This is a genomic window from Actinorhabdospora filicis (assembly GCF_030269765.1).
Lineage (GTDB): Bacteria > Actinomycetota > Actinomycetes > Mycobacteriales > Micromonosporaceae > Actinorhabdospora > Actinorhabdospora filicis.
In genome coordinates this window covers 966,861-993,852 of sequence record NZ_BSTX01000003.1, presented here as the reverse complement: position 1 = coordinate 993,852, position 26,992 = coordinate 966,861, and the positions used below count along the sequence as shown (strand labels likewise).

20 protein-coding genes are annotated in these 26,992 nt (G+C 74.3%); 10 read left to right on the top strand and 10 right to left on the bottom strand.

The genetic code is table 11. The features are described from left to right. Together QSK10_RS24850 and QSK10_RS24845 are read right to left on the bottom strand one after the other, a co-directional pair. Window positions 1-1,602 (bottom strand): MDR family MFS transporter, encoded by a 1,602-nt coding sequence (locus tag QSK10_RS24850; protein WP_285665366.1) that lies wholly within the window; start codon window positions 1,600-1,602, stop codon window positions 1-3. 11 nt (window positions 1,603-1,613) lie between these two features. Beyond that, a complete protein-coding gene (locus tag QSK10_RS24845; RefSeq protein ID WP_285665365.1) occupies window positions 1,614-2,087 on the bottom strand; it encodes a MarR family winged helix-turn-helix transcriptional regulator in 474 nt (157 codons plus the stop codon). An 83-nt stretch (window positions 2,088-2,170) separates the two neighbouring features. Between QSK10_RS24845 and QSK10_RS24840 the strand changes: the two genes are divergently transcribed. The 3 genes from QSK10_RS24840 (at window position 2,171) to QSK10_RS24830 (ending at window position 4,145) form a co-directional block, all read left to right on the top strand. Next, window positions 2,171-2,755: a TetR/AcrR family transcriptional regulator gene (locus QSK10_RS24840; protein ID WP_285665364.1), complete on the top strand. Its 585-nt coding sequence runs from the start codon at window positions 2,171-2,173 to the stop codon at window positions 2,753-2,755. Beyond that, entirely contained in the window at window positions 2,755-3,138 is a 384-nt protein-coding gene (locus QSK10_RS24835) for a hypothetical protein (protein ID WP_285665363.1), read from the top strand. The genes QSK10_RS24840 and QSK10_RS24835 overlap by 1 nt, the downstream gene beginning before the upstream one ends. A gap of 74 nt (window positions 3,139-3,212) precedes the next feature. Next, window positions 3,213-4,145 carry a hypothetical protein gene (locus tag QSK10_RS24830; RefSeq protein ID WP_285665362.1) on the top strand — a complete coding sequence of 311 codons (933 nt, stop codon included), beginning with the start codon at window positions 3,213-3,215 and terminating at the stop codon, window positions 4,143-4,145. Here the strand turns inward: QSK10_RS24830 and QSK10_RS24825 are convergent. Continuing rightward, window positions 4,084-4,953, bottom strand: coding sequence for a GNAT family N-acetyltransferase (locus QSK10_RS24825; protein WP_285665361.1), 870 nt, complete (start codon window positions 4,951-4,953; stop codon window positions 4,084-4,086). The two genes, QSK10_RS24830 and QSK10_RS24825, sit on opposite strands and share 62 nt — an antisense overlap. A 27-nt stretch (window positions 4,954-4,980) precedes the next feature. Beyond that, on the bottom strand, window positions 4,981-6,321 hold the full coding sequence (locus tag QSK10_RS24820) for a DUF2079 domain-containing protein (protein WP_285665360.1): 1,341 nt from the start codon (window positions 6,319-6,321) through the stop codon (window positions 4,981-4,983). 93 nt (window positions 6,322-6,414) lie between these two features. Here QSK10_RS24820 and QSK10_RS24815 point away from each other — a divergent pair, with 93 nt between their 5' ends. From QSK10_RS24815 to QSK10_RS24800, 4 genes are all read left to right on the top strand, one after another. Beyond that, window positions 6,415-7,089: a response regulator transcription factor gene (locus QSK10_RS24815; RefSeq protein WP_285665359.1), complete on the top strand. Its 675-nt coding sequence runs from the start codon at window positions 6,415-6,417 to the stop codon at window positions 7,087-7,089. Further along, window positions 7,082-8,629 (top strand): sensor histidine kinase, encoded by a 1,548-nt coding sequence (locus QSK10_RS24810; RefSeq protein ID WP_285665358.1) that lies wholly within the window; start codon window positions 7,082-7,084, stop codon window positions 8,627-8,629. Before QSK10_RS24815 ends, QSK10_RS24810 begins: the two co-directional genes overlap by 8 nt. 363 nt (window positions 8,630-8,992) lie before the next feature. Next, window positions 8,993-9,529: a class IV adenylate cyclase gene (locus QSK10_RS24805; RefSeq protein WP_285665357.1), complete on the top strand. Its 537-nt coding sequence runs from the start codon at window positions 8,993-8,995 to the stop codon at window positions 9,527-9,529. 84 nt (window positions 9,530-9,613) lie between these two features. Beyond that, entirely contained in the window at window positions 9,614-10,573 is a 960-nt protein-coding gene (locus tag QSK10_RS24800) for an ArsR/SmtB family transcription factor (protein WP_285665356.1), read from the top strand. Between the two features lie 5 nt (window positions 10,574-10,578). Here the strand turns inward: QSK10_RS24800 and QSK10_RS24795 are convergent, their stop codons facing one another. The 5 genes from QSK10_RS24795 to QSK10_RS24775 all read right to left on the bottom strand — a co-directional run bounded on the left by QSK10_RS24795 (window position 10,579) and on the right by QSK10_RS24775 (window position 23,708). After that, window positions 10,579-10,743, bottom strand: a complete 165-nt coding sequence (locus QSK10_RS24795) for a hypothetical protein (RefSeq protein ID WP_285665355.1) — start codon at window positions 10,741-10,743, stop codon at window positions 10,579-10,581. 156 nt (window positions 10,744-10,899) lie between these two features. Then, a complete protein-coding gene (locus QSK10_RS24790; protein WP_285665354.1) occupies window positions 10,900-12,144 on the bottom strand; it encodes a S1 family peptidase in 1,245 nt (414 codons plus the stop codon). 285 nt (window positions 12,145-12,429) lie between these two features. Further along, window positions 12,430-21,555: a non-ribosomal peptide synthetase gene (locus QSK10_RS24785; RefSeq protein ID WP_285665353.1), complete on the bottom strand. Its 9,126-nt coding sequence runs from the start codon at window positions 21,553-21,555 to the stop codon at window positions 12,430-12,432. 31 nt (window positions 21,556-21,586) lie between these two features. Further along, a complete protein-coding gene (locus tag QSK10_RS24780; protein ID WP_432705360.1) occupies window positions 21,587-21,790 on the bottom strand; it encodes an MbtH family protein in 204 nt (67 codons plus the stop codon). Between the two features lie 349 nt (window positions 21,791-22,139). Then, window positions 22,140-23,708, bottom strand: coding sequence for a helicase HerA-like domain-containing protein (locus QSK10_RS24775; RefSeq protein WP_285665351.1), 1,569 nt, complete (start codon window positions 23,706-23,708; stop codon window positions 22,140-22,142). Between the two features lie 121 nt (window positions 23,709-23,829). Between QSK10_RS24775 and QSK10_RS24770 the strand changes: the two genes are divergently transcribed. Further along, window positions 23,830-24,975: an Hsp70 family protein gene (locus QSK10_RS24770; RefSeq protein WP_285665350.1), complete on the top strand. Its 1,146-nt coding sequence runs from the start codon at window positions 23,830-23,832 to the stop codon at window positions 24,973-24,975. A 6-nt stretch (window positions 24,976-24,981) separates the two neighbouring features. Here the strand turns inward: QSK10_RS24770 and QSK10_RS24765 are convergent, their stop codons facing one another. Next, entirely contained in the window at window positions 24,982-25,836 is an 855-nt protein-coding gene (locus tag QSK10_RS24765; protein WP_285665349.1) for an oxygenase MpaB family protein, read from the bottom strand. A gap of 54 nt (window positions 25,837-25,890) precedes the next feature. On the opposite strand from QSK10_RS24765, the gene QSK10_RS24760 reads away from it, so the two are divergent. Together QSK10_RS24760 and QSK10_RS24755 are read left to right on the top strand one after the other, a co-directional pair. After that, window positions 25,891-26,493: a hypothetical protein gene (locus tag QSK10_RS24760; RefSeq protein ID WP_285665348.1), complete on the top strand. Its 603-nt coding sequence runs from the start codon at window positions 25,891-25,893 to the stop codon at window positions 26,491-26,493. Window positions 26,494-26,539: 46 nt separating this feature from the next. Continuing rightward, entirely contained in the window at window positions 26,540-26,989 is a 450-nt protein-coding gene (locus tag QSK10_RS24755) for a GNAT family N-acetyltransferase (RefSeq protein WP_285665347.1), read from the top strand. Window positions 26,990-26,992: the final 3 nt, after the last annotated feature.

Below are 26,992 nucleotides of genomic sequence, written 5' to 3'. Positions count from 1 at the left end.
TCATCGGGCGCGGACGGGAGAAGGCGTTAACCGCCGGGGAAGGATCTCCACGTCGGCGTCCGGGACCGCGTCGGCCGCGGCGGCGGCCGTCGCGGCAGCGGTGGCGGGCGGGCCCGCGTCGAGGCTGCTCCGCAGTGGCGCGGGCTTGAGGAACAGCGAGGCGATCACACCGATCACGGCGATGGCCGCCGCGATCAGGAAGATGCGCCCGGTGGCGTCGCCGTAGGCGGCGCGCACGATGTGCTGGACGACCGGCGGCAGCTCGTTCAGGTTGAGCGAGGAACCGGCGGACTTCCCGCCGGCCGGGATGCCCGCCTCGGCCAGGTGCGCGGTGATGCTGTCGGAGACCCGGTTGGCCAGGACCGCGCCCAGCACCGAGACGCCGACCGCGCCGCCCAGGGAGCGGAAGAAGGCCACGGTGGCGCTGGCGGCGCCGATGTCGCGCAGGGCCACGGTGTTCTGCACGGCCAGGACGAGGTTCTGCATCGAGGCGCCCACGCCCGCGCCGACCAGGAACATCGCCGCGCCGATGTAGACCAGCGAGGTCTCGTGGTCGATGACGCTGAGCGCGGCCAGGCCGATGACCAGCACGATGGTCCCGCCGACGATGAACGGCTTGACCTTGCCGGTCTTGGTGACCAGCCGCCCGCCGATGATGGAGGCGCCCAGGACGCCGGCCATCATCGGGATGGTCAGCAGCCCGGCCTCGGTGGGGCTGTAGCCGCGCCCGATCTGGAAGTACTGGCCCAGGAAGACCGAGCCGCCGAACATCGCCATGCCCACCGCCAGGCTCGCCACGATCGCCAGCGCGGTGGTGCGCCGCTTGACGATGGGCAGCGGGACGACCGGTTCGGGCGCGCGCGCCTCCACCACGGTGGCCAGCACCAGCAGCAGGACCGAGCCGCCGGCCATGGCCAGGCTCTGCCAGGAGATCCAGCCGAAGTCCTTGTCCACGAACGACACCCAGATCAGCAGCAGGCTGACCCCGGCGGCGATGAGGGTGGCGCCCAGGTAGTCGATCTTGGCCTCGCGGCGCATGACGGGCAGGCGCAGGGTCTTCTGCAGCAGGAAGAAGGCGATCACCGCGACCGGCACGCCCACGAAGAAGCACCAGCGCCAGCCGAGCGAGGAGTCCACGATCAGGCCGCCCAGCAGCGGGCCGCCGACGGTGGCCAGGGCCATGACGCCGCCCAGGTAGCCGTTGTAGCGTCCGCGCTCGCGCGGCGGGATCATCGCCGCGATGGCGACCTGGACGAGGGCCTGGAGACCGCCGACGCCCAGGCCCTGGAAGGCGCGGGCGGCGATGAGCTGGCCGGTGTTCTGCGCGAGCCCGGCGACCACCGAGCCGACGGCGAAGACCACGATGGCGGTCTGGATGAGGGTCTTCTTGCTGAACAGGTCGGCGAGCTTGCCCCAGATGGGCGTGGAGGCGGTGGCGGCCAGCAGGGTGGCGGTCACGACCCAGGTGTACTGCCCCTGCGTCCCGTTCAGCGCGCCGATGATCTTGGGCAGCGCGGTGGAGACGACGGTGCCGGAGAGCATCGCCACGAACAGGACCAGGAGGAGCCCGCTGAGGGCCTCCAATATCTGACGATGCGTCATCGGTTTCTGGGTCACGGTGTGCGTTGCCTTTCGAGGTGGTTCGTGAGGTCGCCGGTGAGGCGGTTGAGCGAGCGCGCGAGGGCGGTCAGCTCGGCCCGGTCCCAGGTGCCGAGGGCGCTGGCGAACAGGTCCTCGTACCAGTCGTGGGTCGCGTCGAGGGCCGCGCGCCCGGCATCGGTCAGGCGCAGGACGCAGGCGCGCTTGTCGGCGGGGTCGGCGGCGCGTTCGACGAAGCCGAAGGCGACGGCCGCGCTCACCGAACGGCTCACGGTGGACGCGTCCAGAACGAGGTCGGCGGCCAGGTCCTTGACGTGTGAGCCGTTCGGCGCCTCTCCGATGGCGGAGAGGAGCGCGACCATGCCGGCGTGGCCGCCGACGTGCTTGAACGCCGAGAGTCCGCGCAGGAGCCGCATGGTCTTGAGCAGCCCGCGCAGTCCGTCGCGGAGGTCATCGGCGAGCGCGCCGTCGTCCGGGGGTAGTTGCATGACGCACCCAATCATCCACTCGTTGCCCATTGGGAAACAATGCCCAGCGGGAAATGAGCTGCGGATCACGTACGCTGATCACGATGACCACCGCACCCATGGGCCTGCGCGAGCGCAAGAAGCTGGCGACGCGCGAGGCCCTCCACGAGGCGGCGCTGCGTCTGGCCGTCGAGCTCGGCCTGGAGCGGCTGACCGTCGAGGCGATCTGCGAGGCCGCCGACGTCTCCCGCCGCACCTTCTCCAACCACTTCGCGGGCAAGGAGGAGGCGCTGCTGTACGGCGACCGCGTCCGCCTGCTGCGTGTGGTCGAGCTCGTGCGGGCGCGCCCGGCCGAGGAGAGCCCGTGGGAGGCGCTGTCCCGCGCGGCCGACGAGCTGTCCGCCGAGACGTCCTACGACCCGGTGTGGCTGGAGCGGATGCGGATCGTGCGCCGGACGATGAGCCTGGCCACGCACTCGGCGGCGCTGTACGCGGCGGTCGAGCGGGACCTGACGGTGGACCTGGCGGCGCGCACCGGCGACGGCGACGAGCTGCGCGCGCGGATCCTGGCGGCGTCGTTCCTGATGGCCCTGCGCATCGCCAGCCAGCACTGGCTGGACCATCCCGAGATGAGCGTGGTCGAGCTGCGGCGGCGGACCATGGAGCTGGTGGCGGAGCAGTTCAGGTGATGGGGAGCCTCGTCATCGTCCGGTCGGGTTTCCCCGGCCTGGACCGTGTTCCCCGCGACGCCGGGATCTACCCGGTCGAGGCGCGCGCGGTCGCCGAGGCGCTGGAGCGCGCGGGGTGGCGGGTGGAGTTCGCCGACGCCGTCCCGAAGTTCGTGGCGATGGACGAGGACGTGTGGCTGCCGGTCCTGCGGTTCGAGGACCCGGTGCCCGGCGAGCGCGCGGCGGGCGCGGTGTCGGCGCTGGTCGACGCGCTGGACGCGGGCGGGAAGCTGCATCTGGAGTACCACCGGCGCACCGGTGACGGGCACGTGGAGAACCTGCGGGCCAGTGGGACGGCCGCCGACCTGCGGGGGCTGCTGGCCACGGTGGCGCGCGAGTCCTGACTCCCCCACGAGGGGGATGCCTCCGGCTCCTTGGGGTGAGGGCGCGCGGCGGGCGCGGCCGCAGTCTTGCGCCCATGCTTCGATCGCACGTGCTCGCCGCCTCCTGGGCGGTCCTCTACTCGGTTCTGGCGCCGTTCCTGGGACGCCCGTGGTTCGCCGTGATCGGCCTGGCCGCCGCGCTGGTGACGCTGCTGCGGTGGGTGCCGGCGATGTGGGCGGCGGCCGCCGCGGGCGCGGCGGGGTCCTTCGGGCTGGTGATCGACCTGGTGGCGACCGCCGGTGCGGGCCGGGTGGAGGACTGGCCGCGGCTGCTGAACGGGCTGGGCTGCGCGGTGGGCGCGGTGCTGCTGGCGGTGGCGGCGACCGCGACGCGGCGGCGCCGGCGCGGGCGGTGCGTGCGCTGCGGGGACGCGCATCCGCCGGAGCGGACGCGGAAGGCCGCGCCGGAGCCCTCGGACCCGCCGCGGTGGGTGCGGGTGGCCGCGTGGCTGGGCGCGGCGTCGTTCCTGCCGTACGCGGCGATCAAGACGCTGTGGGCCCTGGGCGTGCCGATCGGCGGCTTCGCGGGACCGGACCTGCACGGCGATGGCGCGATGGGCGCGCTCGGCGCGGGCGGGATCGACCTGACGGCGGTCCTGGGGGTCCTGGCGGGGGTCCTGAACCTGGCGCTGGTGGCGCGGTGGGGGCAGCGTTTCCCGCGCTGGACGCTCGTGCTCGCCGGGCGTCCGGTGCCGCGCTGGATCCCGCTGGTCCCGGCGTGGCTGGGCGCGGTCACGCTCGGCCCGTACGGGCTGGGCATGGCGGCGATCCTGCCGTTCTGGGGCGGCCTGGGCTACGAGGCGCCGTGGTGGATCGTGGGCGCGGCGGCGCTCGGGTTCGGCGGTTTCGGCGTGACGGCCGGGATCGCCGCGTGGTGGTACCAGCGGCGGACCCGGCCGGTCTGTCTCACACCGAACGTTCGAAGTACAGGAGCCGGTGTGTGGGCGCGTAGCCGAAGCGGTCGTTGATCGCGCGCATGGCGGTGTTGCTCTCGGCGGTGTCGGTGAGCAGCCCCTCCAGCTTCGGGAAGTGCGCGGCGGCGCGCACGACCGAGGCGGCCTTCATCCACGCGCCCAGGCCGTGCCCGCGATGGGCGGGCAGGACGGCGGTGCCGTAGTGCTGGGCGTCGCCGTCGCCGTCGGCGCCGGTCACCAGCTCGCTGAACCCGGCGATCGAGCCGTCGGCGGCGAGCGCGGCGACGGTGTGCAGGTGCTCGCCGCGGTCGGCGACGATCTTGGCGACGGCGTGGAGGCGGGCGACGTCCCAGACCTCGGGGGTGTGGTCGGCGTCGTCCATGGGCATGTCGTCCATGGCGCGGCGGGAGGCGGCGTAGGTCTCGGCGAGCTCGCCGGGCACGGTCCCGGCCCAGTCGACGAGGCGGTAGCCGGGGTGTGCCTGCTCGGCGAGGGCGCGCACGGGCGCGAGGTCGGCGGTGCGCAGGTCGAGGCGGCCGAAGGTGAGGGCCAGCACGCGCCGGAAGCCGCGCGCGGCGAGGAAGTCCGGTCCCGGGGCCTCGTCGCCGGTCACGACGCGCAGGACGCGGACACCGTCGGCCCGCGCGGTGTCCAGGACGGCGTCCAGCAGCGTGGTGCCGATACCGGCGCGGCGGTGCGCGGGGTGGACGGTGAGTTCCAGTTCGGCCCGGTGGGCGTCGTCGGTGTGGGCCGAGTAGCGCAGGAACGCCGAGCCGACGGGTACGCCGTCCTCGTCGGCGAGCCAGGCGAGCCGGTGGGACCACTCGGTGCGGGCGGGATCGGCCAGGGGTGTGACGCGCATGGGGCTCCTCGGGATCGGTGGCGAAGACTATCCCGGCGGCGGCAGGCGGTACAGGCGGATCCCCGGTGCCCCGGCGACCAGGAGGTATCCGCGTCCGGGCAGGGCCTCGCGGGCGGCGAGGTTCTCGGCGGCGGGCAGGGGTGAGCGCCCGGGCGGGTCGGAGACGGCCACCCATTCCGGGCGGATTCCCTGCGAGGGGTGGGTGGGGAACAGGTAGACGGTGTGGCGGGCGGTGAGGGCGGCGGCGAAGCGGTTGTCGGCGGCGACCGCGGTGCCTTCGGGGATGAGCGCGAGGACGGTCTCGGTGGTGGTGACCGGCGAGGGGACGCGCCAGGCGTCCGGGGTGACGGCTTCGCGCAGGGGCAGGCCGGTCGCGGTCCAGGCGAGGGCCACGGCGAGGGCGGCGTGGGCGATGAGGCGGTGGCGGACGCGCGCGTCCAGCATCGCGGTGAACACCACCGGCATCAGCACCGCGCTGTAGTGGAAGCCGGTGCCCCAGTAGGACTCGTTGGCCGACCACATCCGCAGCAGCAGCGTGGGGACGGCGATGAGCGCGATGGACGAGCGCGCGGCGAGCAGGAGGGTGGGCGCGAGCAGCGCCAGCGGCAGCCACGCCTTGTCCAGCGGCAGGAGGAGGCGCGCGAAGGGGTTCTCGCCGTGTCCGCGCGCGGAATGGAGGTACTCGTAGGTTCCCAGCGGGTTCATCGCGGGGATGACCACGGTGATGAGCAGGAACCCGGCGAGGGCGGCGACGGCGGTCAGCGCGGCGCCCAGGCGGCGGGATCCGCGCAGGAGCAGCAGGACGCCGATGGCGGCCACGGTGGCCGCCTGGTCCTCCTTGACCAGCAGCAGCGGCAGCGCCCACAGGGCGGTGGCGAGGTGGTGGCCGCGGGCCAGGCGCGTGAGGCTCATCGCCAGCAGCGGCACGGCGAAGGCGATCTCGTGGAAGTCGAAGCCGACCGCGCCCTGGATCCCCCACGACAGCCCGTAGGCGAGGCCGAGGGAGGTCCCGGCGAGGCGGCCGAGGCGCTCGGTGGCCAGCGTGGTGACGGGGACGGCGGACAGCGCCAGCAGCGCCGCCTGCGCCACCAGCAGCGTCACCGGGCTCGGCCACAGCCGGTACAGGGGCGCCAGCAGCGCCAGGACGGGGTGGAAGTGGTCGCCGAGGAGCGCGAAGCCGGGGCTCTTGAGTTCGGCCACGGGCGCGCGCAGCTCGGCGTAGCCGCGCACGGCCTGGGTGAAGATGCCCAGGTCGAAGCCGGAGGTCAGCATGGACCGGTGCCGGTTGACCGAGACGGCCGTGTAGAGCGCGAACAGCGTCAGCGGGACCGGCAGGCGTACCAGCAGGCGCCGGAGAGGGGTGGGCATGGCCGCGAGGCTGTCCAGCGGGCACTGAGGATCGGCTGAAGGCGGCTGAACCGGTTTTCAGGGCCGCCGGGACGCGCGCGGGATACTGGTGCGATGCGCTTGTTGATCGTGGAGGACGAGGTCCGCCTGGCCCGCACCCTGGCCACCGGGCTGCGCGGTGAGGGCTACGCCGTCGACGTCGTCCACGACGGCCGCGAGGGGCTGACGGCGGCCACCGCCTACCCCTACGCGGCGGTGATCCTGGACATCATGCTGCCGGGCATGAACGGCTATGTCGTCTGCGACCACATCCGCCGCTCCGGCAGCACCGTGCCGATCCTGATGCTGACGGCCAAGAACGGCGAGTACGACGAGGCCGAGGCCCTCGACACCGGCGCCGACGACTACCTCTCCAAGCCCTTCTCCTACGTGGTCCTGGCGGCGCGGCTGCGGGCGCTGCTGCGCCGCGGCGGCGCCACCCGCCCGGTGGCGCTGCGGGTCGGCGACCTGTGGCTGGACCCGGCCGCGCGCCGCTGCCGCCGCGCCGGCGAGGAGGTGCGACTGACCGCCAAGGAGTTCGCCGTCGTGGAGTGCCTGGCCCGCCGCCAGGGCGAGGTGGTGTCCAAGGTGGACATCCTCGACGAGGTGTGGGACCACGCCTTCAGCGGCGACGTCAACATCGTGGAGGTCTACATCCGGGCCCTGCGCCGCAAACTGGACCTGCCCTTCGGGCGCGCCAGCATCGAGACCGTGCGGGGTGGCGGGTACCGCCTGGTCGCCGATGCCTGAGGCCAGGCGCTCGCTGTCGGTGCGCGTCCGGGCGTTCCTGAGCACCGCGCTGGCCGCCGCGATCGTGTTCGGCGCGGGCGGCTGGTGGCTGACCGTCTACGCCCGCGACAAGCGCATGGACGACGAGGTCGCCCGCGCCATGGACGACTCGCGCGCCATCGCCGCCGCCATCGGCGGGATCGACACGCCCGTCAGCCAGGCCGTCCCCGGCCAGGGCGACGTGTGGTGGATCGCCCTCGACGGCGACGGACGCTGGTTCGCCGCGTCGCCGCTGTTCGCGCCCTCGCTCACCGGCGCGCCCCTGTCGGGCAAGGAGGAAGTCCTCTACTTCGACCGGAACGACCTGACCACGCCCCTGACCATGGGCCGCGGTGACCCGACGCCGCCGGTCATGCGCAGCTACGGGCCCGGCTACTGGCGGGCCGAGGTAGCGGTGTGGACCGACCGCTCCGACGTGTTCCTCGGCTCGGGCGGCACACCCCGCGTCTACGACGCCGCCGTCACCGTCGCCGACAACATCCAACCCGAGATGCTGCCCGCCGGCGAGGTCTACCGGCAGGAACCCGCCAAGTTCGCCGTCTTCGTGCTGGCCATGCCGCAGGAGGCCGACGCCGTCGCCGCCACCATGCGCCAGGCCCTCGGCCTGGGCGTGCCCGTGGCGGTCCTGTTCGTGGCCGGGATCGCCTGGTGGATCACCGGGCGCGCGCTGCGCCCGGTCGAGCGCATCCGCCTGCGGATGGCCGAGATCAGCGACTCCGACCCCGACCTGCGCGTCCCCGTCCCCAAGGCCCGCGACGAGATCGGGCGGCTGGCCGAGACGACCAACGCGACCCTCGCCCGGCTGGCCGCCGCGCTGTCCCGGCAGCGGGAGTTCGTCGCCGACGCCTCACACGAGCTGCGCAGCCCGCTGGCGACGCTGCGCAACTCCATCGAGGTGCAGATGCGCTTCGGGCACGACGTCGACTGGCGCGAGGTCGCCGAGGGCGTCCTCGCCGAGACCGTGCGGCTCCAGGCCCTCTCCGACGACCTGCTGCTGCTGGCGCGGCTGGACGGCGGCGTCCGCGCCGTGCACGGAACCGTCGACCTCGCCGGGCTCGCCGAGGAGCAGATCGCCGAACGCGAGCACCTCGACCCCGGCACGACCTGGACGGCCGCCACCGACGGGCCCGCCCTGGTCGGCGGCGACGAGCACGGGCTGGCGCGCGTCCTGCGCAACCTCCTCGACAACGCCGCCCGGCACGCCGCCTCGGCGGTCTCGGCGCGCGTGGAGGTCCGCCACGGCACGGTGATCCTGACCGTCACCGACGACGGCCCCGGCATCGCGCCGGAGGACCGCGAGCGCGTCTTCGACCGCTTCATCCGCCTCGACGACGCCCGCGCCCGCGATGACGGCGGCAGCGGGCTGGGCCTGGCGATCGTGCGCGGCATGGTGACCGGCTACCGGGGCACCGTCCGCGCCGGGGCGGGACCCGGCGGGATGTTCGTGGTGGAACTGCCCGAAGCCGAGGACGCGCCCGGCGGCTCACCGCCGGGCGCGTGATCACGGGTTCGGGCGAGGGCCGCTGGATGCACTGGCGGCGCCAGGCTCCCTCGCAGTAGGGCGCGGAGCAGGAGCCGCCGGCCATGTAGCACCGGCGGCAGTACTGCCAGCCGTCGGACATGCAGGCGTCGCACTTCAGGTAGCTGTTGCAGGCGCCCTTGGCGCGCGTCCGGGGAACGAGACGGTTCAGTAAGCGGTCGGCGAACTTCTACATGCGCGTCTCCTCGCTGCCTCCGCACCCCCGCGGCACGGAGAGTCCTTTGTGGACCGCTCGACTGTATTGAAAGGTTTCTATTTGGTCAACCGAACGTTTCAGTGGGCGGGTACCGTCATCCCGGCAGTCGAGCGGAAGGCGGACGTCACATGGGTTCCGGCATCGAGTACGAGGCGAAGCTCCTCGACGTCGATCCCGAGGCGATGGCCGCGCTGATCCTCGACCGGGGCGGGCACCGCGTCGGCGAGGCGCTCCAGCGGCGGCTCGTCTACGACATCACCCCGGGCGATCCCGGCCGGTGGCTGCGGCTGCGTGACGACGGGACCACGGTCACCCTGGCGGTCAAGGAGATCGCCCACGACGGCATCGACGGAACCACCGAGACCGAGGTCGTGGTCGGCGACTTCGACACCACCCGCGTCCTGCTCGCCAAGCTCGGGCACACCGCCCGCTCCTACCAGGAGAACCGTCGCGCCTCCTTCACCCTGGGCGGCGCCGCGCTGGAGATCGACTCCTGGCCGCTGATCCCGCCCTACCTGGAGATCGAGGCCCACGACGCCGGGACCGTCCATCGCGCCGCCCGGCTCCTGGGCGTCGACCCGGCCGCGCTCACCGGCGAGAACACCGTCGAGGTCTACCGCCGCCACGGCATCGACCTGGCCGCGATCGCGCACCTGACCTTCTGAGACCCCGCGCGATCTGGCGGGCCCGCTCTATCTTGGGGAGCCGCCGGGACCGTGGGGAGCGGTCGGGGCCGTAGAGGGGGAACAGTGCTGCGTGTGCATTTCACGGCCGAGGACCTGACCCGGGTGCGCGTGTCGGCGGCCGTCGATCCCCTGTGGGAGACGCTGCTGGCGGCGCATCTGCTGCAGAAGTCCGACGCGGAGGTGCTCTTCGGCCGGTGGCGACGGCGGGCGCGCGGTGAGGCCGCCGCCTTCGGCGGCCTGCTGCGGCTCATGCCGCCCTACGGCTACTGCCCCGACTTCCTCACCCCCGCGACGGGCACCGTCCACTTGCGCGAGGGCGTGGAGGCGGTGATGTCGGCGCCGAAGACACGCATCGCGCACGAGCTGACCCGGCTCGGCGGGGCCGGGCGGCTGCCCGGTTCGGCCGCGCTGCTCGCCGAGGGCGATCCGGCCACGCTGCGCCGCCTGGGCGCGGCCATCACCGGCTTCCACGACGCCGTCCTGGCCCCGCACTGGCCGCAGATCAACGCCACGGTCGCCGCCGACCGCAACCGGCGCGCCGCCGACCTGATGTCCGGCGGCGTGGACCGGCTGCTGCGCACGGTGGTGCCGGGCGCGACGTGGACCCCGCCGGTGTGGCAGGTGCCGTTCCCGCTCGACGACGACCTGTACCTCGACGGCCGGGGCCTGACGCTCACGCCCACCTTCTTCTGCCTGAAGCACCCGACCCGGCTCCTCGATCCCGAGCACCCGCCGGTGCTGGCCTACCCGGCCAACCCGCGTCCCGGCTGGCTCACCGAGACCGGGCCCGCCGCCGGGCTGGGCGAGCTCCTGGGCGCCACCCGGGCCGCCGCGCTGTACGCGCTGGCCGGCGAGTCGGCGACCACCACCGGACTGGCCGCGCGGCTCGGCATCAGCCCACCCACCGCCAGCCAGCACGCCCGGACCCTCCGCGAGGCCGGGCTGCTGGTGACCGTCCGCGCGGGCAAGGCCGTCCTGCACCACGCGACCGATCTCGGCCGGGCGCTACTGGAGCGGCACTGACGCCGTCAGCGCCGCCGCCGGGCCGAGCCGGTCGCGTGCCCGGCGGCCAGGTCGAGCGCGACGGCCAGGATCAGCGTGCCCGCCCACACGTTGACGGGGTCGAAGCGCAGCGGCTCCGGGTCGTTCACGTTGTTCGCGATCAGCCAGACGATGAACCACAGGATGGTCATGGACGGTTCTCCCTTCGCGGCGGTGCGGGCAAGCTGAGCGTGCACGCCGCGATCGGTGACCCGACAGATGCGAAAGTCCCCATCCCGGGGTCGTGTCGCCGGGCGCGGCGCCCGCGTCCATCGCCCGGGCCCCTCACGGGCCCGGGCTCCGGCGTGTCACGCCAAGGCGTGCAGGACGTTCACATTCATCGCCGACTCCGCCGCCGCGATGCCCTGGTAGAGGCTGTCGCATTCGCTGTAACCGGCGACCTGCAGGCCGTAGGCGACGTGCGAGGCGTACATCGGCGCCCCGCTGTCCCCGCCGGTCCCGCAGAAGGTCCCCCGTCCCAGGTTGGTGACGGTGCGGCCGTTGTAACTGGCGGTCACGCCCAGGTGGGTGACCGTGCCGCAGTCGCCGCGGCCGTAGAAGGCGCCGGCGGTGCAGATGCGCATTCCGATGACACTCGTGGAGTCCGACGACAGGTTGTAGGTGTCATCGGCGAAGGTGTCGGGCCCGTCGGTCACCTTCAGCCACCCGCGAGGTGCCCAACCGGTGACATTGAGGACCCGCATGATCGCCATGTCGCCGTTGGACGCGAAGCGCGAGTTGTGGATCGGGCCGATGACGTGCTCCGACTGGTCGGGGAAGCGCGTCGACCAGTCGTCGGTGTTGCCGACGGCGCAGTGCCCGGCGGTGAACTGGTAGAGTAGCGCGTCATCCTTGGAACGCGCGATGAATGAGCCGGTGCAGCCCGCACCGGAGTTGGCGATCCGGATCCCGCCTCGCAGCGGCGGATCGCAGTAGGGGTAGACGCAAGCGCGGGCCTCCGCACGGCCGGTGTACTCCCCGACGACGAGCAGCCCGCCGAGGGCCTTGACCGCGTCGGAGATCAGTGCGTCCTGAGCCGCGGTCAGCGTGGCGCCCGCCGGGAGCTGGAGCTCGACGGCGTTGATGTCGGTGCGCAGTCCCGCCGTGAGGCTCGTGGAAGCGCCCTCGTTGGCCGGGCCGAGCCGGTCGGCGAGCAGCGCGTTGGCGCGGTTCAGGTCGGCCATGGCGTAGCCGACGCGAACCGGCCGGTAGCCGCCGTCGAGACCCGCGGCGCGCGCGGCCGTGCCGACCGCCTCGGTGCGGGCGGCGGTCATCGAGCCGGCGACGCCGACGTTGAGAACGGACTCCCGGTCGATCCAGACACCGCCGAACGCCGTGCCCAGGTAGTTCTCGGCCGCCGACGCGAAGCCCGGCGCGAGCGCCTGACGGTCGAGACGGCGGGCCGCCTCGGCGGGTGGGATGCCCACCTCTCGCGCGTAGGCGAGAGCCTCGCCACCGGCCGGTGGCGGGTCGTGCGCTGCGGCGTGCGCGGGGATCATCACCGCGATGACGGCCGATACGGCCGTGAGCAGGGAAACCATCGTGCGCGACATGAGCTTCTCTCTGATGGATGGTGAAGCCCGGAAAATCGCTTCGTCAACCACCATGTCACCCTTTTCCCCCACCGAACGAGAATGACGGTGTCATTGTCCTCTGGGGACGGTCATCGTGCCCGCGAGCACGGGCTTCCCGAACTGCGGCGATCGTCTCTTCCGGAAGCCCATCCGGGGTCAGGCGTCGGGTTCCACGCAACGGCCGGCGGCCCGTTCCGGCCGTCCCGCCGCCCGGGCGGAATGCCGATGGCCGCACTCACCCGGGGGCCGGTGGTACCCGCGCCGTCAGCTCGCCGGGGCCTCCCGGTCCAGCATGAAGCGGACATAGCGCTCGGCGATCCCGGCGTCGACCTGGCGGCACACGATCCCCGACCCGGCCAGCGCCCGGCGGGTGTTGGCGTCGCCGAAGACGGGTTCGGGCGCGCCGCCCGCCCCGATCAGCGCCGCCGTGCCCGGCAGTGAACTGCCCGGCCCGGCCGTCGCGGCCAGGCCGAGGACGCGCTCCACCCAGGCCTCCGGCGAGACCGTGTCGACGCGGTGGCCGAGCCGGTTCAGGGCGGCCAGGATCCGTTCGGTGCTGACGGCGTGCGGGCTCGCCAGGTGGTAGGCCGAGCCGTCGGCGATCGCGGTCCGGGAGATGTGCGCGATCGCGGCGGCGACGTAGTCGACGGGCGTCAGGTAGGCGCGCGTCAGGTCGTCCCCGGCGGGCGCGGCGCCGATCTCCACGCAGGTGCGGATGACCTGCCAGTAGGCGTCGGTCTCGTTGGCGGCGCCGGTCACGGTGTGCCCGCTGATGCGGCCCGGACGGTAGATCGCCACGGGCAGGCCGCGCCGCCCGGCCTCGGCCACCAGGCGCTCGGCGACCCACTTGCTGCGCACGTATCCGCTGTCGGGCAGCAGTTCCGGCGCCAGGACGCCGTCCTCGCCGACCGGTCCCTCGGCGCCGTCGGCCGGAACCATCACGCTCCCGGTCGAGATGTAGTGCAGCGGCACGCCACCGGCCAGCGCGGCCAGCCGCAGCGCCTCGACGGTGCCGGCCACGTTGGCCGCCCGCAGGCTCGCGTACGGGTCGACGAGGTGGACGCGGGCGCCGTTGTGGTAGACGGCCTCGGTCCAGTCGGCCAGTTCGGCGAAGCGCCGTTCGGACAGCCCGAAGCGGGGCTCTTCCAGGTCGCCGGGGAGGGCGGTGATCCGGTCGGTGACGTGCTCGGCGCCGACGCGGTAGTGGCGCAGGCTCGCGGCGAGCCGCGCGGTGGCGCTCTCCTCGTCGGCGGCGCGGACGAGGCAGGTGATCTCGGTCTTCTCGTCGGCTTCGAGGAGCGCGGCGATCAGGAAGGAGCCGAGGAAGCCGGTCGCGCCGGTGAGCAGCAGCCTGCGCGGCGGATGTCCGTCGCCGCCGGGCGCGGGGACGGTGAAGGCGGGGTCGAGGACGGCGTCGGCGCGCATCCGCTCGGCGACGGGCGCGCCGGTGCCGACGGTGGCCGCGACGGCGAGGGCGATGGCCTCGACCGTGCGGGCCTCGAAGACGGTGCGCAGCTCGACCTCGGCGCCGAGGCGGTCGCGGATCGCGCCGATGAGGCGGATCGCGAGCAGCGAGTGCCCGCCGGCGGCGAAGAAGTCCTCGTCGGCGGCGACCCGGTCCAGGCCCAGGACCTCGGCGAAGCAGCCGGCGATGGCGCGCTCGGCGTCGGTGACGGGCGCCCGGAGGGCCGCCTCAGGCTCGGCCACGGGTTCGGGCAGCGCGGCCCGGTCGATCTTCCCGTTCGGGGTCACCGGGAACGCGTCGAGGACGACGAGGGCCGAGGGGAGCATGTGCGCGGGAAGCTCCGCGGCGAGCGCGGCCCGCACGGCGGCGGTGTCGAGTTCGCCGCCGGACACGAGGTAGCCGATGAGCCGGGGGCCACCGGCGACCTCGCGGGCGAGGACGAGTGCCTGCTCGACGCCCGGGAGGGCGGTGAGGACGGCCTCGATCTCGCCGGGTTCGATGCGGAAGCCGCGGATCTTGACCTGGTGGTCGGTGCGGCCGTGGTATGCGATGGTGCCCTCGGGGGTCCAGGACACCAGGTCGCCGGTGCGGTACATGCGCTCGCCGGGTTCACCGAAGGGGCAGGCCACGAACCGCCCGGCGGTGAGCGCGGCGCGGCCGAGGTAGCCGCGGGCGAGGCCGGGCCCGGCGATGTAGAGCTCGCCGGTGACGCCGACGGGGACGGGCCGCAGCGCGGTGTCGAGGATGTAGGCGCGGGTGTTGGTGATCGGGCGCCCGATGGTGATGGGCTCGCCGGGGACGAGCGGGCCGGTCATGGTCGCGCAGATCGTCGACTCGGTGGGGCCGTAGGCGTTGATGAGGCGGCGGCCCCGCGACCAGCGCGCGGCGGTCTCGGCGGGGAGCGCCTCGCCGCCGGAGATGACGGTGCCGAGGCCGGGCAGGCTCGCCGGGTCGGTGACGGCCAGGACGGAGGGCGCCAGGGTGGCGTGGGTGACGCGGTGCCGGGTGACGGTCTCGGCCAGGGTCTCCATGACCGGGCGGCCCTCGGGGGGCAGTACCAGCGTCGCGCCGGACAGCAGCGTCATGACCAGGTCCCAGACCGAGGCGTCGAAGCTCGGCGAGGCGAACTGGAGCACGCGGCTGGACGGCTCGATGGCGAGGCGTTCGCGTTGCGCGTTCAGGAGCGAGGTCAGGCCGGTGTGGGTGACGACGACGCCCTTGGGGCGGCCGGTGGACCCGGAGGTGTAGATGACGTAGGCCGGGTGCGAGGGCGACAGGGGCCGGACGCGCTCGGCGTCGGTGACCGGGTCGGCGCTGGCCTCGGTCCCGGTGGGGATGAGGCGCGGCACGCCGGCGGGCAGCGCGGCGTCCCCGGCGGCGTCGGTGATGACGAGTTTCGCGCCGGAGTCTTCGAGCAGGTAGGCGATCCGCTCGGCCGGGTAGGCGACGTCGACCGGCAGGAAGGCCGCCCCGGCGGCGAGGACGGCGCAGATCGCGGCGACCTGGCGCGCCGAGCGCGGCAGCGCCACCGCCACGACGTCCTCGGGTCCGACGCCTGCGGCGATGAGCCGCCGGGCGAGACCCGCGGCGCGCTCGCGCAGTTCGGCGTAGCTGACCTCGCCGGCGTCGGAAACGATCGCGGTCGCGGTGCCGGGCGCGGCTTCGAGGAGCCGCGGCCAGGTGCGCGCGGGCAGTTCGACGGCGGTGCCGTTCCAGTCCGACAGGACCGCGCGCCGCTCGTCCTCGCCGAGCGGGCTGAGCTCGGTGACCGGCCGTGATGGGGCGGCTGCGGCTCCGCCGAGCACGCGGACGAGCCCCGCGGCGAGCCGGGCGACGGTGCTCGCGTCGAAGAGGGACGTGGCGTATTCGAGCTGGACGGTCAGACCGGCCGGGGTGCCGTCGGCGTCGTGGTGTTCCTCGACGTTCCAGCTCAGGTCGAAGCGGGAGGTGCTCCACGCGACGGGTTCGGGCCGGGCGTCGAGGCCGGGCAGCGCGAGTTCGGCGCCCGGCGCGCCCAGGGACAGCAGGACCTGGAAGAGCGGGTGGCGGCCGAGGACGCGCGGCGGGTCGACGGTCTCCACGATCTTCTCGAAGGGCGCGTCCTGGTGGGCGTAGGCGGCCAGCGCGGTCCGCCGGACGCGGGTGAGCAGCTCGGCGAAGCTCGGGTCGCCGGACAGGTCGGCGCGCAGGACGAGGGTGTTGACGAAGAACCCGACGAGGTTCTCCAGCGCCGGGTCGAGGCGCCCGGCGATCGGCGCGCCGAGGGGGATGTCGGTGCCCGCGCCGAAACGCGACAGCGTGGCCGCCAGCCCGGCCTGGAGCACCATGAACAGGGTGGCGCCGTGGCCGCGGGCGAGGGCGGTGAGGTCGCGGTGGAGTCCGGCGTCCACGGTGAACTCGTGCAGGGCGCCGCGGAGGTCGCCGGTGGTGCGGTGCCGGTCGTAGGGCAGGTTCAGTTCCTCGGGGAGCCCCCGCAGGTTCTGCCGCCAGTGCCCGAGCGCGGCCTCCGTGGCCTCGCCGAGGAGGTCGCGCTGCCAGAGGGTGTAGTCGACGTAGTCGACGGGCAGCGGCCTCCAGTCCGGGGCCTCGCCGGTGAGCCGGGCCGCGTAGGCCTCGGCGAGTTCGGTGGCCAGGATCGGCATGGACCAGCCGTCGGCGGCGATGTGGTGGACGAGCAGCAGCAGGACGTGCTCGCGCGGGGAGAGCTCGAAGAGCGTCACCCGCAGCGGGTCCTCACCGGCCAGGTCGAAGGCGTGCGAGGCCGCCGTGTGGAGCGCGGCGGGCAGCGCGCCGGGCGAGGTGGCCACGACGTGGAACGACGGGACCGTCTCGTCGGCGATGACCTGGCGCGGTTCGTCGCCGCTCTCGGCGAAGCGGGTGCGCAGGACGGCGTGGCGGGCGACGAGGTCGCCGACGGCCGCGCGCAGCGCCGCCGGGTCCAGCTCACCGCTCAGGCGGGTGGCCAGGGGGAGGTTGTAGGCGGCGTTGGGGCCGTCCAGGCGGTGCAGGAACCACAGGCGCCGCTGGGCCGCCGACAGCGGCACGGGCTCGGGACGCGCGACCGGCCGGACGGACGGCCGCACCGCGCGGGCGTCGGCGGCGGCCAGCCGGGCGGCGAGGCCCGCCGGGGTCGGGGCGCCGAACAGGTCGCCGACGTCGAGGTCGGCCTCCAGCAGCGAGCGGATCCGCCCGACGAGGCGCGTGGCCAGCAGCGAGTGCCCGCCGAGGGCGAAGAAGTCGTCCTCGGGACCGACGGCGGCCAGGCCCAGCACGTCGGCGAACAGCCCGCACATGATCTCCTCGCCCGGCAGGCGGGGCGCCCGGGACGGCCCGGCGGGCGCGGGCTCGGGCAGCGCGGCCCGGTCCAGCTTCCCGTTGGGGGTCAGCGGGAGCGCGTCGAGCACCACCAGCGCGGAGGGGACGCAGTAGTCCGGCAGCCGCTCGGCCAGGGCCGCGCGCACGGCGGCGGTGTCGAGGCTGGCGTCGGCGACGAGGTAGCCGATGAGGCGCGCCTGCCCGTGCCGGTCGGGCACCGCGACGACCGCCGCGCCCTCCACGCCCGGCCGCGCGGCCAGCGCGGCCTCGATCTCGCCGGGCTCGATGCGGAAGCCGCGGACCTTCACCTGCCGGTCGGCGCGGCCCAGGAACTCCAGTTCGCCCTCGCGGGTCCAGCGCGCCAGGTCGCCGGTGCGGTACATCCGCTCGCCCGGCTCCCCGAAGGGGCAGGCCACGAAGCGCTCGGCGGTGAGCCCGGGACGCCCGAGGTAGCCGCGGGCGAGGTTGACGCCCGCGAGGTAGAGCTCGCCGGTGACGCCGGGCGGGACCGGCCGCAGTCCGGCGTCGAGGACGTAGACGCGCGTGTTCTCCACGGGACGGCCGATGCCCGGCAGGTCCGGCGCGCCGGCCGGGACGGTGGCGGCGGTGACGACGTGGGTCTCGGCGGGGCCGTAGTGGTTGTGCAGGCTCCTGGGCGCGGCGGCCAGCAGCGCACGGACCGGGGCCCCGAGCCGCAGGGCCTCGCCCGCCTGGGCGATCTCGGTGAGCGCGGGCAGGCTCTCCCCCGCCTCGGCCGCGGCGACCGCGACGGCCTCGATGACCAGGTTGGGCGCGAAGAGCCCGGTGATCGCGTGCCGCGCGAGCCACGCGGTGAGCGCGGCGGCGTCCTTGCGGGTCGCCTCGTCGGGGACGTACAGCGCGCCCCCGCCGGTGAGGGTCGTCAGGATCTCCTGGACGGACACGTCGAAGCCGACCGCGGTGAACTGCGCGATCCGGCTGCCGGGGGCCAGGGGCAGGGCCCGCTCGTGCCAGTCGAGGATGCGGCTGAGTCCCTCGTAGGGCATGACGACGGCCTTGGGGCGGCCGGTGGAGCCGGAGGTGTAGATGACGTAGGCGGGGTGGCGCGGGTCGAGGCGGCGGGTGCGGTCGGCGTCGGTGACGGGCGTGGCGGGGGTGCCGCCGAGGTCGAGGGCGTCGAGGTCGACGACGCCCGGCCCGGCGGGGATCGCGCCCCCGGCGGTGAGCACGACGGCGGGACGGGCGTCCTCCAGAAGCGACGCGATCCGCTCGGCGGGGTGGGTGACGTCGATCGGCAGGTAGGCCGCGCCGGTCTTGAACACCGCCAGGACGGCCGGGAACATCGCCGCCGAACGCGGCATCGCCACCGCGGCGATGCTCTCCGGGCCCACGCCCAGGCCGATCAGGTGGCGGGCGAGGCGGTCGGCGGCGGCGTCGAGGGCGCCGTAGTCGAGACGGTCGGTGTCGGTGGCGACCGCGAGCGCGCGCGGCCCGGCGGCGGCACGCGCGGCGACGCGGGCGGCGACGTCGATGGCGCCGAGGGGCGCGGCGGTGTCGTTCCAGCCGGTGAGGACCTCGGCGGTCTCGCGGGCGGTGATGACGTCGAGGCGCCCGACGCGGACGCGCTCGTCGGCGGCGACCCGGGCGAGGACCTCCAGGAAGCGTCCGGTGAAGGCTGCGACGGTGCTCGCGTCGAACAGCCCGGTGGCGTACTCGACGACCCCGTCGAGCCCTTCGCCGCCGTCGCGTTCGGTCAGTTCGACGAACAGGTCGAACTTCGCGGTGCCGGTGCCGATGTGGCGGGCCCGCACGTCCAGCCCGTCGAGGCGGAAGGCGGCGGCACTGTTGTTCTGGAGGGCGAGCATGACCTGGAAGAGGGGGTGCCGTCCCGCCGAGCGCGCCGGGTCGAGGTCCTCCACGATCCGGTCGAAGGGGACGTCCTGGTGGGCGTAGGCGGCCAGGTCGGCGTCGCGGACGCGCGCCAGCAGCGCGGCGAACTCCGGATCGCCGGACAGGTCGGCGCGCAGCACGAGCGTGTTGACGAAGAAGCCGACGAGCCCGTCCATGGCCTCGTCGAGGCGGCCCGCGACGGGCGTGCCGATCGGGATGTCGGCGCCCGCTCCGAGCCGGTGCAGGAGGGTCGCCAGACCGGCCTGGAGGACCATGAACAGCGTGGCGCCGTGGCGCATGGCCAGGTCGGCGAGATCGCGGTGCAGGCCCGCCGGGACGGTGAACTCCAGGCGCGCGCCCTCGGCCGCGCCCGGTGCGCGCGGGCCGTCGTAGGGCAGCGCCAGTTCCTCGGGGAGCCCGGCGAGCGCGGTCCGCCAGTGGTCGAGCTGGCGTTCGCCGAGGCCGCCTTCGGTCAGCAGCCGCTCCTGCCAGCGGGTGTAGTCGAGGTAGCCGACGGGCAGCGGCGTCCAGGCGGGCGCGTGGCCCGCGCGGCGGGCGGCGTAGGCGGTGGCGAGGTCGGCGGCCAGCGGCGCGAGGGACCAGCCGTCGGCGGCGATGTGGTGCAGGACGAGGAGCAGGGTGTGCCGGTCGGGGGCGGTGGTGAGCAGGGCTGCCCGGAACGGCGGTTCGGCGGCGAGGTCGAACGGGCGGGCGGCGACGGTGGCGACGGCGTCGTCGAGCGCGTCCGGGGCGACGGTGGCGAGGGTGAGGACGTCGGCGGGCCCAGCGGCGTGCTGGCGGGGTTCACCGTCGTCGTCGAGGTAGACCGTGCGCAGCGCGGCGTGCCGGGCGGTCAGGTCGCCGAGGGCCGCGCGGAGGGCGGCGCGGTCGGGCGCGCCGGTCAGGTCCAGCCGGATGGGCTGGTTGTAGGCGGCGCTGCGCGGGTCGAGGCGGTGCAGGAACCACAGCCGCCGCTGCGCCGCCGACAGCGGACCGTCGCTGGGGTCGCCGTTGGGTTCCAGTCGCGGCCGGGGGCTGCCCGCCGCCGATTCCACGAGCGGTGCGAGCGCGGCCGGGGTCGGGGCTTCGAACAGGGCCGAGACCGGCAGTTCCACGCCGAGGACGCCGCGCACGCGGCCGGCGAGGCGTGTGGCGAGGAGGGAGTGGCCGCCGAGGGCGAAGAAGTCGGCGTCGACGCCGACCTCGGCGAGGCCGAAGAGCTCGGCGAACAGTCCGCACAGGACGGCCTCGGCGCCGGTCCGCGCGGCACGGCCCCCGGCGCCGCGGTCGGGGGCGGGCAGGGCGGCGCGGTCGATCTTGCCGTTGGGGGTGAGCGGCCAGGCGTCGAGCACGACCAGCGCGGAGGGGACCATGTGCGCGGGCAGGGTCGCGGCGACGGCCGCGAGGGTAGCCGCGGGCTCGATCACGGCGTCCCCGGCGGGGACGACGTAGCCGACGAGCCGCTTCTCACCGGGACGGTCCTCGACGACGGTGACCACCGACTGCGCGACTCCGGGCGCCTCGGCCAGCACGGCGGCGATCTCGCCGGGCTCGATGCGGAAGCCGCGGATCTTCACCTGGTCGTCGGAGCGCCCGAGGTAGTGGAATTCTCCGTCGTCGCCCAGGCGCACGAGGTCGCCGGTGCGGTACATGCGCCCGCCGGGCTCGCCGAAGGGGCACGCCACGAAGCGTTCGGCGGTGAGCCCGGGACGTCCCAGGTAGCCGCGCGCGAGGCCGGGCCCGGACAGGTACAGCTCGCCGGTCTCGCCCGGCGCGACCGGCCGCAGCCCGGCGTCGAGGACGTGTGCGGTGGTGCCGGTGACGGTCCGCCCGATCGGCGGGGTGGCCGCGCCGGAGAGCGGGCCGGTCATGGTCGCGCAGATCGTGGACTCGGTGGGGCCGTAGGCGTTGATGAGGCGGCGGTCCGCCGACCAGCGCGCGGCGACCTCGGCGGGCAGCGCCTCACCGCCGGAGATGACGGTGCGCAGGCCCGGTACCGAGGCGGGGTCGGTGATCGCGAGGACGGCCGGGGGCAGGCACGCGTGGGTGGCCTCGTAGGTAACGGCGACCTCGGTGAGGACCTCGACGATCGGGCGTCCCGGGGGCGGCAGGATGAGCGCGGCACCCGAGAAGACCGACATGAACAGGTCCCACACGAAGGCGTCGAAGCTCGGCGAGGCGAACTGGAGGACGCGCGCGCCGGGCCCGAGCTCCAGCCGCTCCCGCTGATCGGCGAGGAGGTGCGGGACACCGGCGTGGGTGACCACGACGCCCTTCGGCCGTCCCGTGGAACCGGACGTGTAGATCACGTAGGCCGGGTGCGCCGGGGAGGGCGCGACGCGCTCCCCCGCGGGCGCTTGCGCGACGGCGTCGACGAGCAGCCGCTCGGTACCGGCGGGGAGGACGCCCCCGGTCGCCTCGTCGGTGATCAGCATCTTCGCGCGCGCGTCGCCGAGGATGTAGGCGAGCCGTTCGGCCGGGTAGGCGATGTCCAGCGGCAGGAAAGCCGCGCCCGCCTTGACCACCGCCAGGATCGCCGCCATCATCGCCGGGGTGCGCGGCAGGCCGACGGCCACCACGTCCTCCGGGCCCACACCGGCGTCCAGCAGGCGGTCGGCGAGCCGGCCGGCGCGCGCGTCGAGCTCGGCGTAGCTCAGCCGCTCGCCGCCGTACACCAGGGCGGTCGCCCCGGGCGTCCGGCGGACCTGCGCCTCGAACAACGCGGGCAGCGTGCGGTCCACATTTCCTCCCCAGGAATGCCGCGGTGCGTGATCAGTTGTCGAGCGCGGCCAGGCCGGCGGGACGCATGTCCGTCCAGTTCGCCTCGACGTGGGCGACGCAGTCCTCGCGTGAGCCTTCGAAGCGAACCGACCAGCCGGGCGGCACGTCCAGGCCCGCGGGCCACAGCGAATGCTGCCCCTCGGCGTTGACCAGCACCCGGTACGAGCGGTCGGCGTCCTCAAACGGATTGGTCACGGACATACCTCTCAGAACGTCGGCCGGACGACCCTCGCGGGCGGGCCGAAAGGGTCCCGGGCATCGAGAATGACGGCTCTCCACGCACGGGTATCGAGATTGACGGCTCTCGATGGCAGGCTTTGATCACTATGCCGCCTTCGGACATGGGCGGACCACGTGCTGTGGACGAGATCACGTACGCCCGGGTGGAACTCCGACCGCACATCGGACAAGGACTAATGCGGACGCGTCGGCGACGGCCCACCGTGCAGGGTGGCCCGTGGAGTCAAGCGGAGCGGCGGGCCGTCCCGAACGGATCTTTCGGGCGTACGGCCGGCCGGGCGCCGTCACACCGGACGGCGTGGTCTCAGCGCCGCTTGGCGGTGCCGAACAGGGTCCGGGTGATCTCGCGGCCGAAGGTGCGGGCGGCGCTGGTCAGGAAGGTGTCCACGACGCTGTCGGGTTCCTTCGTCTTCTTCGCCGCCGCCCTGGTCTTCTTCGGCGGGTCGAGCGGCGGGATCGGCTCGTAGCGCAGAACCTTCGACGGGGCCGCCTCCGACGGGGCCGCCTCGGGTGCGACGGGGGCGGGCGCGGCGACCCGCGCGGCCAGGATCTCGTAGGCCGACTCGCGGTCGATCTCGGCACCGTACTTCGCCTGGAGCGGTGAGGCGGCGATGATCCCGTCCACTGTCGGCTCCTCGGCCGGGCCCATCCGCGACTCCGGCGCGAACAGCCGCGTCCACGCCACCGGGGTGGGACGGCCCTTGGCGTCCAGGACCGTCACCATCGCCTCGCCGATGCCCAGCCGCGTCAGGTCCTCCTCCAGGTCGTAACCCGACTTCGGGAACGTCGTCACCGTCGCCTTGAGCGCCTTGGCGTCCTGCGGGGTGAACGCCCGCAACGCGTGCTGCACGCGCGCGCCCAACTGGGCCAGGACGTCGGCCGGGACGTCCTTCGGCGTCTGCGTCACGAAGAAGATCCCGACACCCTTGGACCGGATCAGCCGCACGGTCTGGGTGATGGCCTGCAGGAAGGCCTTGGAGGACTCCGAGAACAGCAGGTGCGCCTCGTCGAAGAAGAAGACCAGCTTGGGTTTGGGCAGGTCACCGGCCTCGGGCAGGTCCTCGAAGAGCTGCGCCAGCAGCCACATCAGGAACGTGGAGAACAGCGCGGGTTTGGACTGGAGCTCGGGGAGTTCGAGGACGGAGACCACGCCCCGGCCGTCGGATGCGAGGCGGAGGAGGTCGGCGGGATCGAACTCGGGTTCGCCGAAGAAGCGGTCGGCGCCCTGGTCGGCGAAGCCGATGAGCGCCCGGAGGATGACGCCGGCGGTCTGGGCGGAGAGGCCGCCGAGGTCCTTCAGCTCGGCCTTGCCCTCGTCGGACACCAGGTGCTGGACGACCGCGCGCAGGTCCTTCAGGTCCAGCAGGGGCAGGCCCTTCTGGTCGGCGTAGTGGAAGATCAGGCCGAGGGAGGACTCCTGGGTGTCGTTGAGGCCGAGGACCTTCGACAGCAGCGTCGGGCCGAAGGACGTCATGGTCGCCCGCAGGGGGACGCCCTTGCCCTGGCCGCCCAGGGCGAGGAACTCCGCCGGGTTGGGCCGGGCCGTCCAGTCCTGGCCGTTCTCCTTCGTGCGGGCCAGCAGCTTCTCCGAGCCCTCGCCGGGGACGGCCATCCCCGACAGGTCGCCCTTGATGTCGGCGAGGAAGACCGGCACGCCCTGCCGGGACAGGCGCTCGGCGAGGACCTGGAGGGTGACGGTCTTGCCCGTGCCGGTGGCCCCGGCGACCAGGCCGTGGCGGTTGAACATGGCCAGCGGGACGCGCACGCGCGCAGCGGGGACCGCCTTGTCGTCGACGACGAGGGAGCCGAGGTCGACACCGGGCTCGTCGAAGGCGTAGCCGGCGGTCACCGTCTCGATGATGTCCTCGGCCATCGCTCCCCCGCGTGCCTCGCCGGTGTGTTGTCGCAGCGTATCGAGCCGGGATCGGGTGTGTCCGGCGGTTGCGGCGATCGCGGGGGGTTCGCGGCGGGTGCCCGCCCGCTAGAGTCGCGGCGTGTTGTCCCCGGTTCTCGGCATCGACTTCGGCACCTCGAACACCGTGGCGGTGCTGCGGCGCGGAGACGGGCGGGTCGAGCCGGTCCTCTTCGACGGCTCGCCGCTGCTGCCCTCGGCCGTCTTCGCCGGAGACGACGGCCGGCTCATCGTCGGGGCCGACGCGCTCCACTTCGGGCGGACCCGGCCCGAACGGCTGGAGCCGCATCCCAAGCGCCGGGTGGACGACGGGTCGGTGCTGCTCGGCGGAACCGAGTACCGGGTGCCCGAACTGTTCGCCGCCGTCCTGCGGCACGCGGGCACGACCGCGGCCCGGCTGGAGGGCGTCCGCCCGCTCGTCGTGCTCACCCATCCGGCCGCGTGGGGAAGGCCGCGCCGGGACGTGCTGCTGCGCGCCGCCCACGAGGCCGGGCTGCCCGAGCCGGTCCTCGTCCCGGAACCGGTCGCGGCGGTCGCCTACCACGGGCGCGACCTGGACGCGGGGAGCCACATCGTGGTGTGCGACCTGGGCGGCGGGACCTTCGACGCGGCGGTCCTGCGCCGGGAGACGCACGGTCACACCCTCCTCGGCGTCACCGGGCTGGACGATCTCGGCGGCGTCGACCTGGACGAGGCCCTGTCCGTCCACACCGGCCGCCGGGTCGCCGCCGAAGACATGCGCGCCGCCCGGGAACGCCTGTCCCGCCACCAGACGGTCGACCTGCCCGGCGGGGGCCACCTCACGCGGGCCGAGCTGGAGCGCGTCGCCGAACCGCACCTGCGGCGCGCCGTGGAGGCCACCACCGGGCTGCTCGGCGGCCTGCCGGTCACGGCGGTGTACCTGGTCGGCGGCGGGGCGCGCACGCCCCTGCTCGGCACGCTGCTGCACCGCGCCCTCGGCCGGGCACCGGTGCTCGCCGACGCCGTCGAGCAGGTCGTGGCGCTCGGCGCGGTCATGGGCGTGGAGGCGCGACCCGCCTCGCGGGCGCCGTCCTACGAGCCGCTCGCCTACATCGAGCCGGTGGACATCGATCCCGGCGACCCGCTGCTGCCCGGCCCCGAAGAGGAGGCCGAGCGCGTCCGGCGCTCACAGGCCACCATCGCGGGCGTCGTGGGGCTCCTCGCGCTGGCCGCGATCACGCTCATCGTCTGGATCGCGCTGCTGTAGCCGCCCTCAGCGGCGGGCGGGCATCAGCCGCGACACGAAGGTGCCCTCGTCCATCGCGCGCGCGTCGCGGACGCACTCCTCGATCGCCCGGTCGGTGGGCGTGCGGACGGCCAGGCGCAGCGCGCCGCGCAGGGCCTTCAGGTGCAGCGTCGTCGTCCAGTCGCCACCGGGCAGGACGGGGATGCCGAGCATGAGCCGCGCCCAGCCCGGGAGGGCCGCGATGGCGAGGGTGTTGGCGGCGGGGACGCCCAGGCGCAGCAGCGCCAGCTCGCGCGGCAGGGGCGGGCGGAACGAGGAGCGCAGCCCGTCCATGGCCTCCTTGCACGCGTACAGCTTCGGGCGGATCCCGTCGAAGTACTCGCGCAGCTCGCCGCGGGTGGCGGGGACGTCGCCGGGGTCGAGGCCCACGGCCTCGGCGGCGGCGACGTTCTCGGCGACGTAGCGGTCGGCCTCCTCATCGGTGGCGATCGCGCCCGAGCGGCGGGCGACGTCCACGTAGGAGTCGATCTCGGCGCAGTGCACCCACAGCAGGCCGGCGGGCTCGTCCAGCCGGAACGTCTCGCCGGTGTCGGGATCGAAACCGGTGAGGGAGGCGTGGATGGCGCGCACCCGAGCGGCGGCCTTCTCCACCGCGGCGGTGGTCCCGAAGGTCCGCACGTGCACGAACTGGGCGGTGCGCACGAACCGGCTCCAGCCCTTCTTCGGGTCGAAGAGGGCGGAGTTCTGGTACGTGCCGCGCATGACGCGCGGGTTCAGCGACTGGAGGTAGAGGGCGCGCAGGCCACCGATCCAGAGCACCAGCTCGGTGTGGACGCGCCAGGTCACCGAGTCCGGCCCGAACAGTCCGTGATCGCCGCCCATGCGTCCGAGCGTACGTGCGCGAACGGGCAGCGGCCAGCGGCTACCGTTGCCATGATGGTGACGCTGCTGACCTACGCCGGGCCCGCCGCCCCGGACGCCCACACGCCCCGCACCGGTGGTGTGCCGCTGGCTCCTGCGGGCTTCCAATGGCCGGTCTGCCGGACCTGCGGCGGGGCGATGATGTTCCTGGCTCACCTGCCCTCGGCCGAGGGCGCGGTGGCGGTGTTCATGTGCCAGAACGATCCCGGCCTCTGCCAGGAATGGGACCCCGCCCAGGGCGGGAACGCCGCCTACGTGTTCACCGGCCCGCTGGGCGAGACGGGCGTCCCCGAGAAGGGCCAGACGCGGCTGCCCGAGGCCGCCGGGCTCACCACGACCGAAGTGGACGCCGCCGACTACGCCACCGCCCGCCAGGGCTGGGCCGCCGCGACCGGCCGGAGCCCCCGGGAGGTCCTCGGCAAGCTCGGCGGCGCGCCGGAGTGGATCCAGGGCGACGAGACGCCCACCTGCCAGGGCTGCGGGGCGCCCATGGACTTCGGCGTCCAGCTGGAAGAAGGCCGCGACCCGCGCACCGGGATGAACTTCGGCGGCGGCGGACGCGGGTACGTCTTCGCGTGCGGGCCGTGCGACCGGGCCGCCTTCGTCTGGCAGTGCTGAGTTTTTTGCGGTTGCCCTCGGGCGCCGACGGTGTGAGGCTGCGCGCGTGATCGAGATACGCCGGGCGCAGCCCGCCGACGCCGCCGACGTGGCGTCCGTCTACATCCGCTCCTTCGACGCCGCCCTGCCCACCGTGCGGCGCGGCAAGACCGACGAGGAGATCATCGCCTACATCGCGCGCGTGGTCGTCCCCGTCCGCGAGACCTGGGTCGCCGAGCGGGACGGCGGGCTCATCGGGCTCATGGTGCTCGCGGAGGACTCCGGCTGGATCTCGCAGCTGTACCTGCTGCCGGAGGCGCGCGGACGCGGTCTCGGCGACCGCTTCGTCGCCCTCGCCAAGGAGCGGCGGCCCGAGGGGCTCCAGCTGTGGGCGTTCCAGGTGAACGGGCCCGCGCTGCGGTTCTACGCGCGGCACGGGTTCGTGGAGGTGGAGCGCACCGACGGCGCGGAGAACCAGGAGAAGGAGCCGGACGTGCGGATGGAGTGGCTGCCCTAGGCC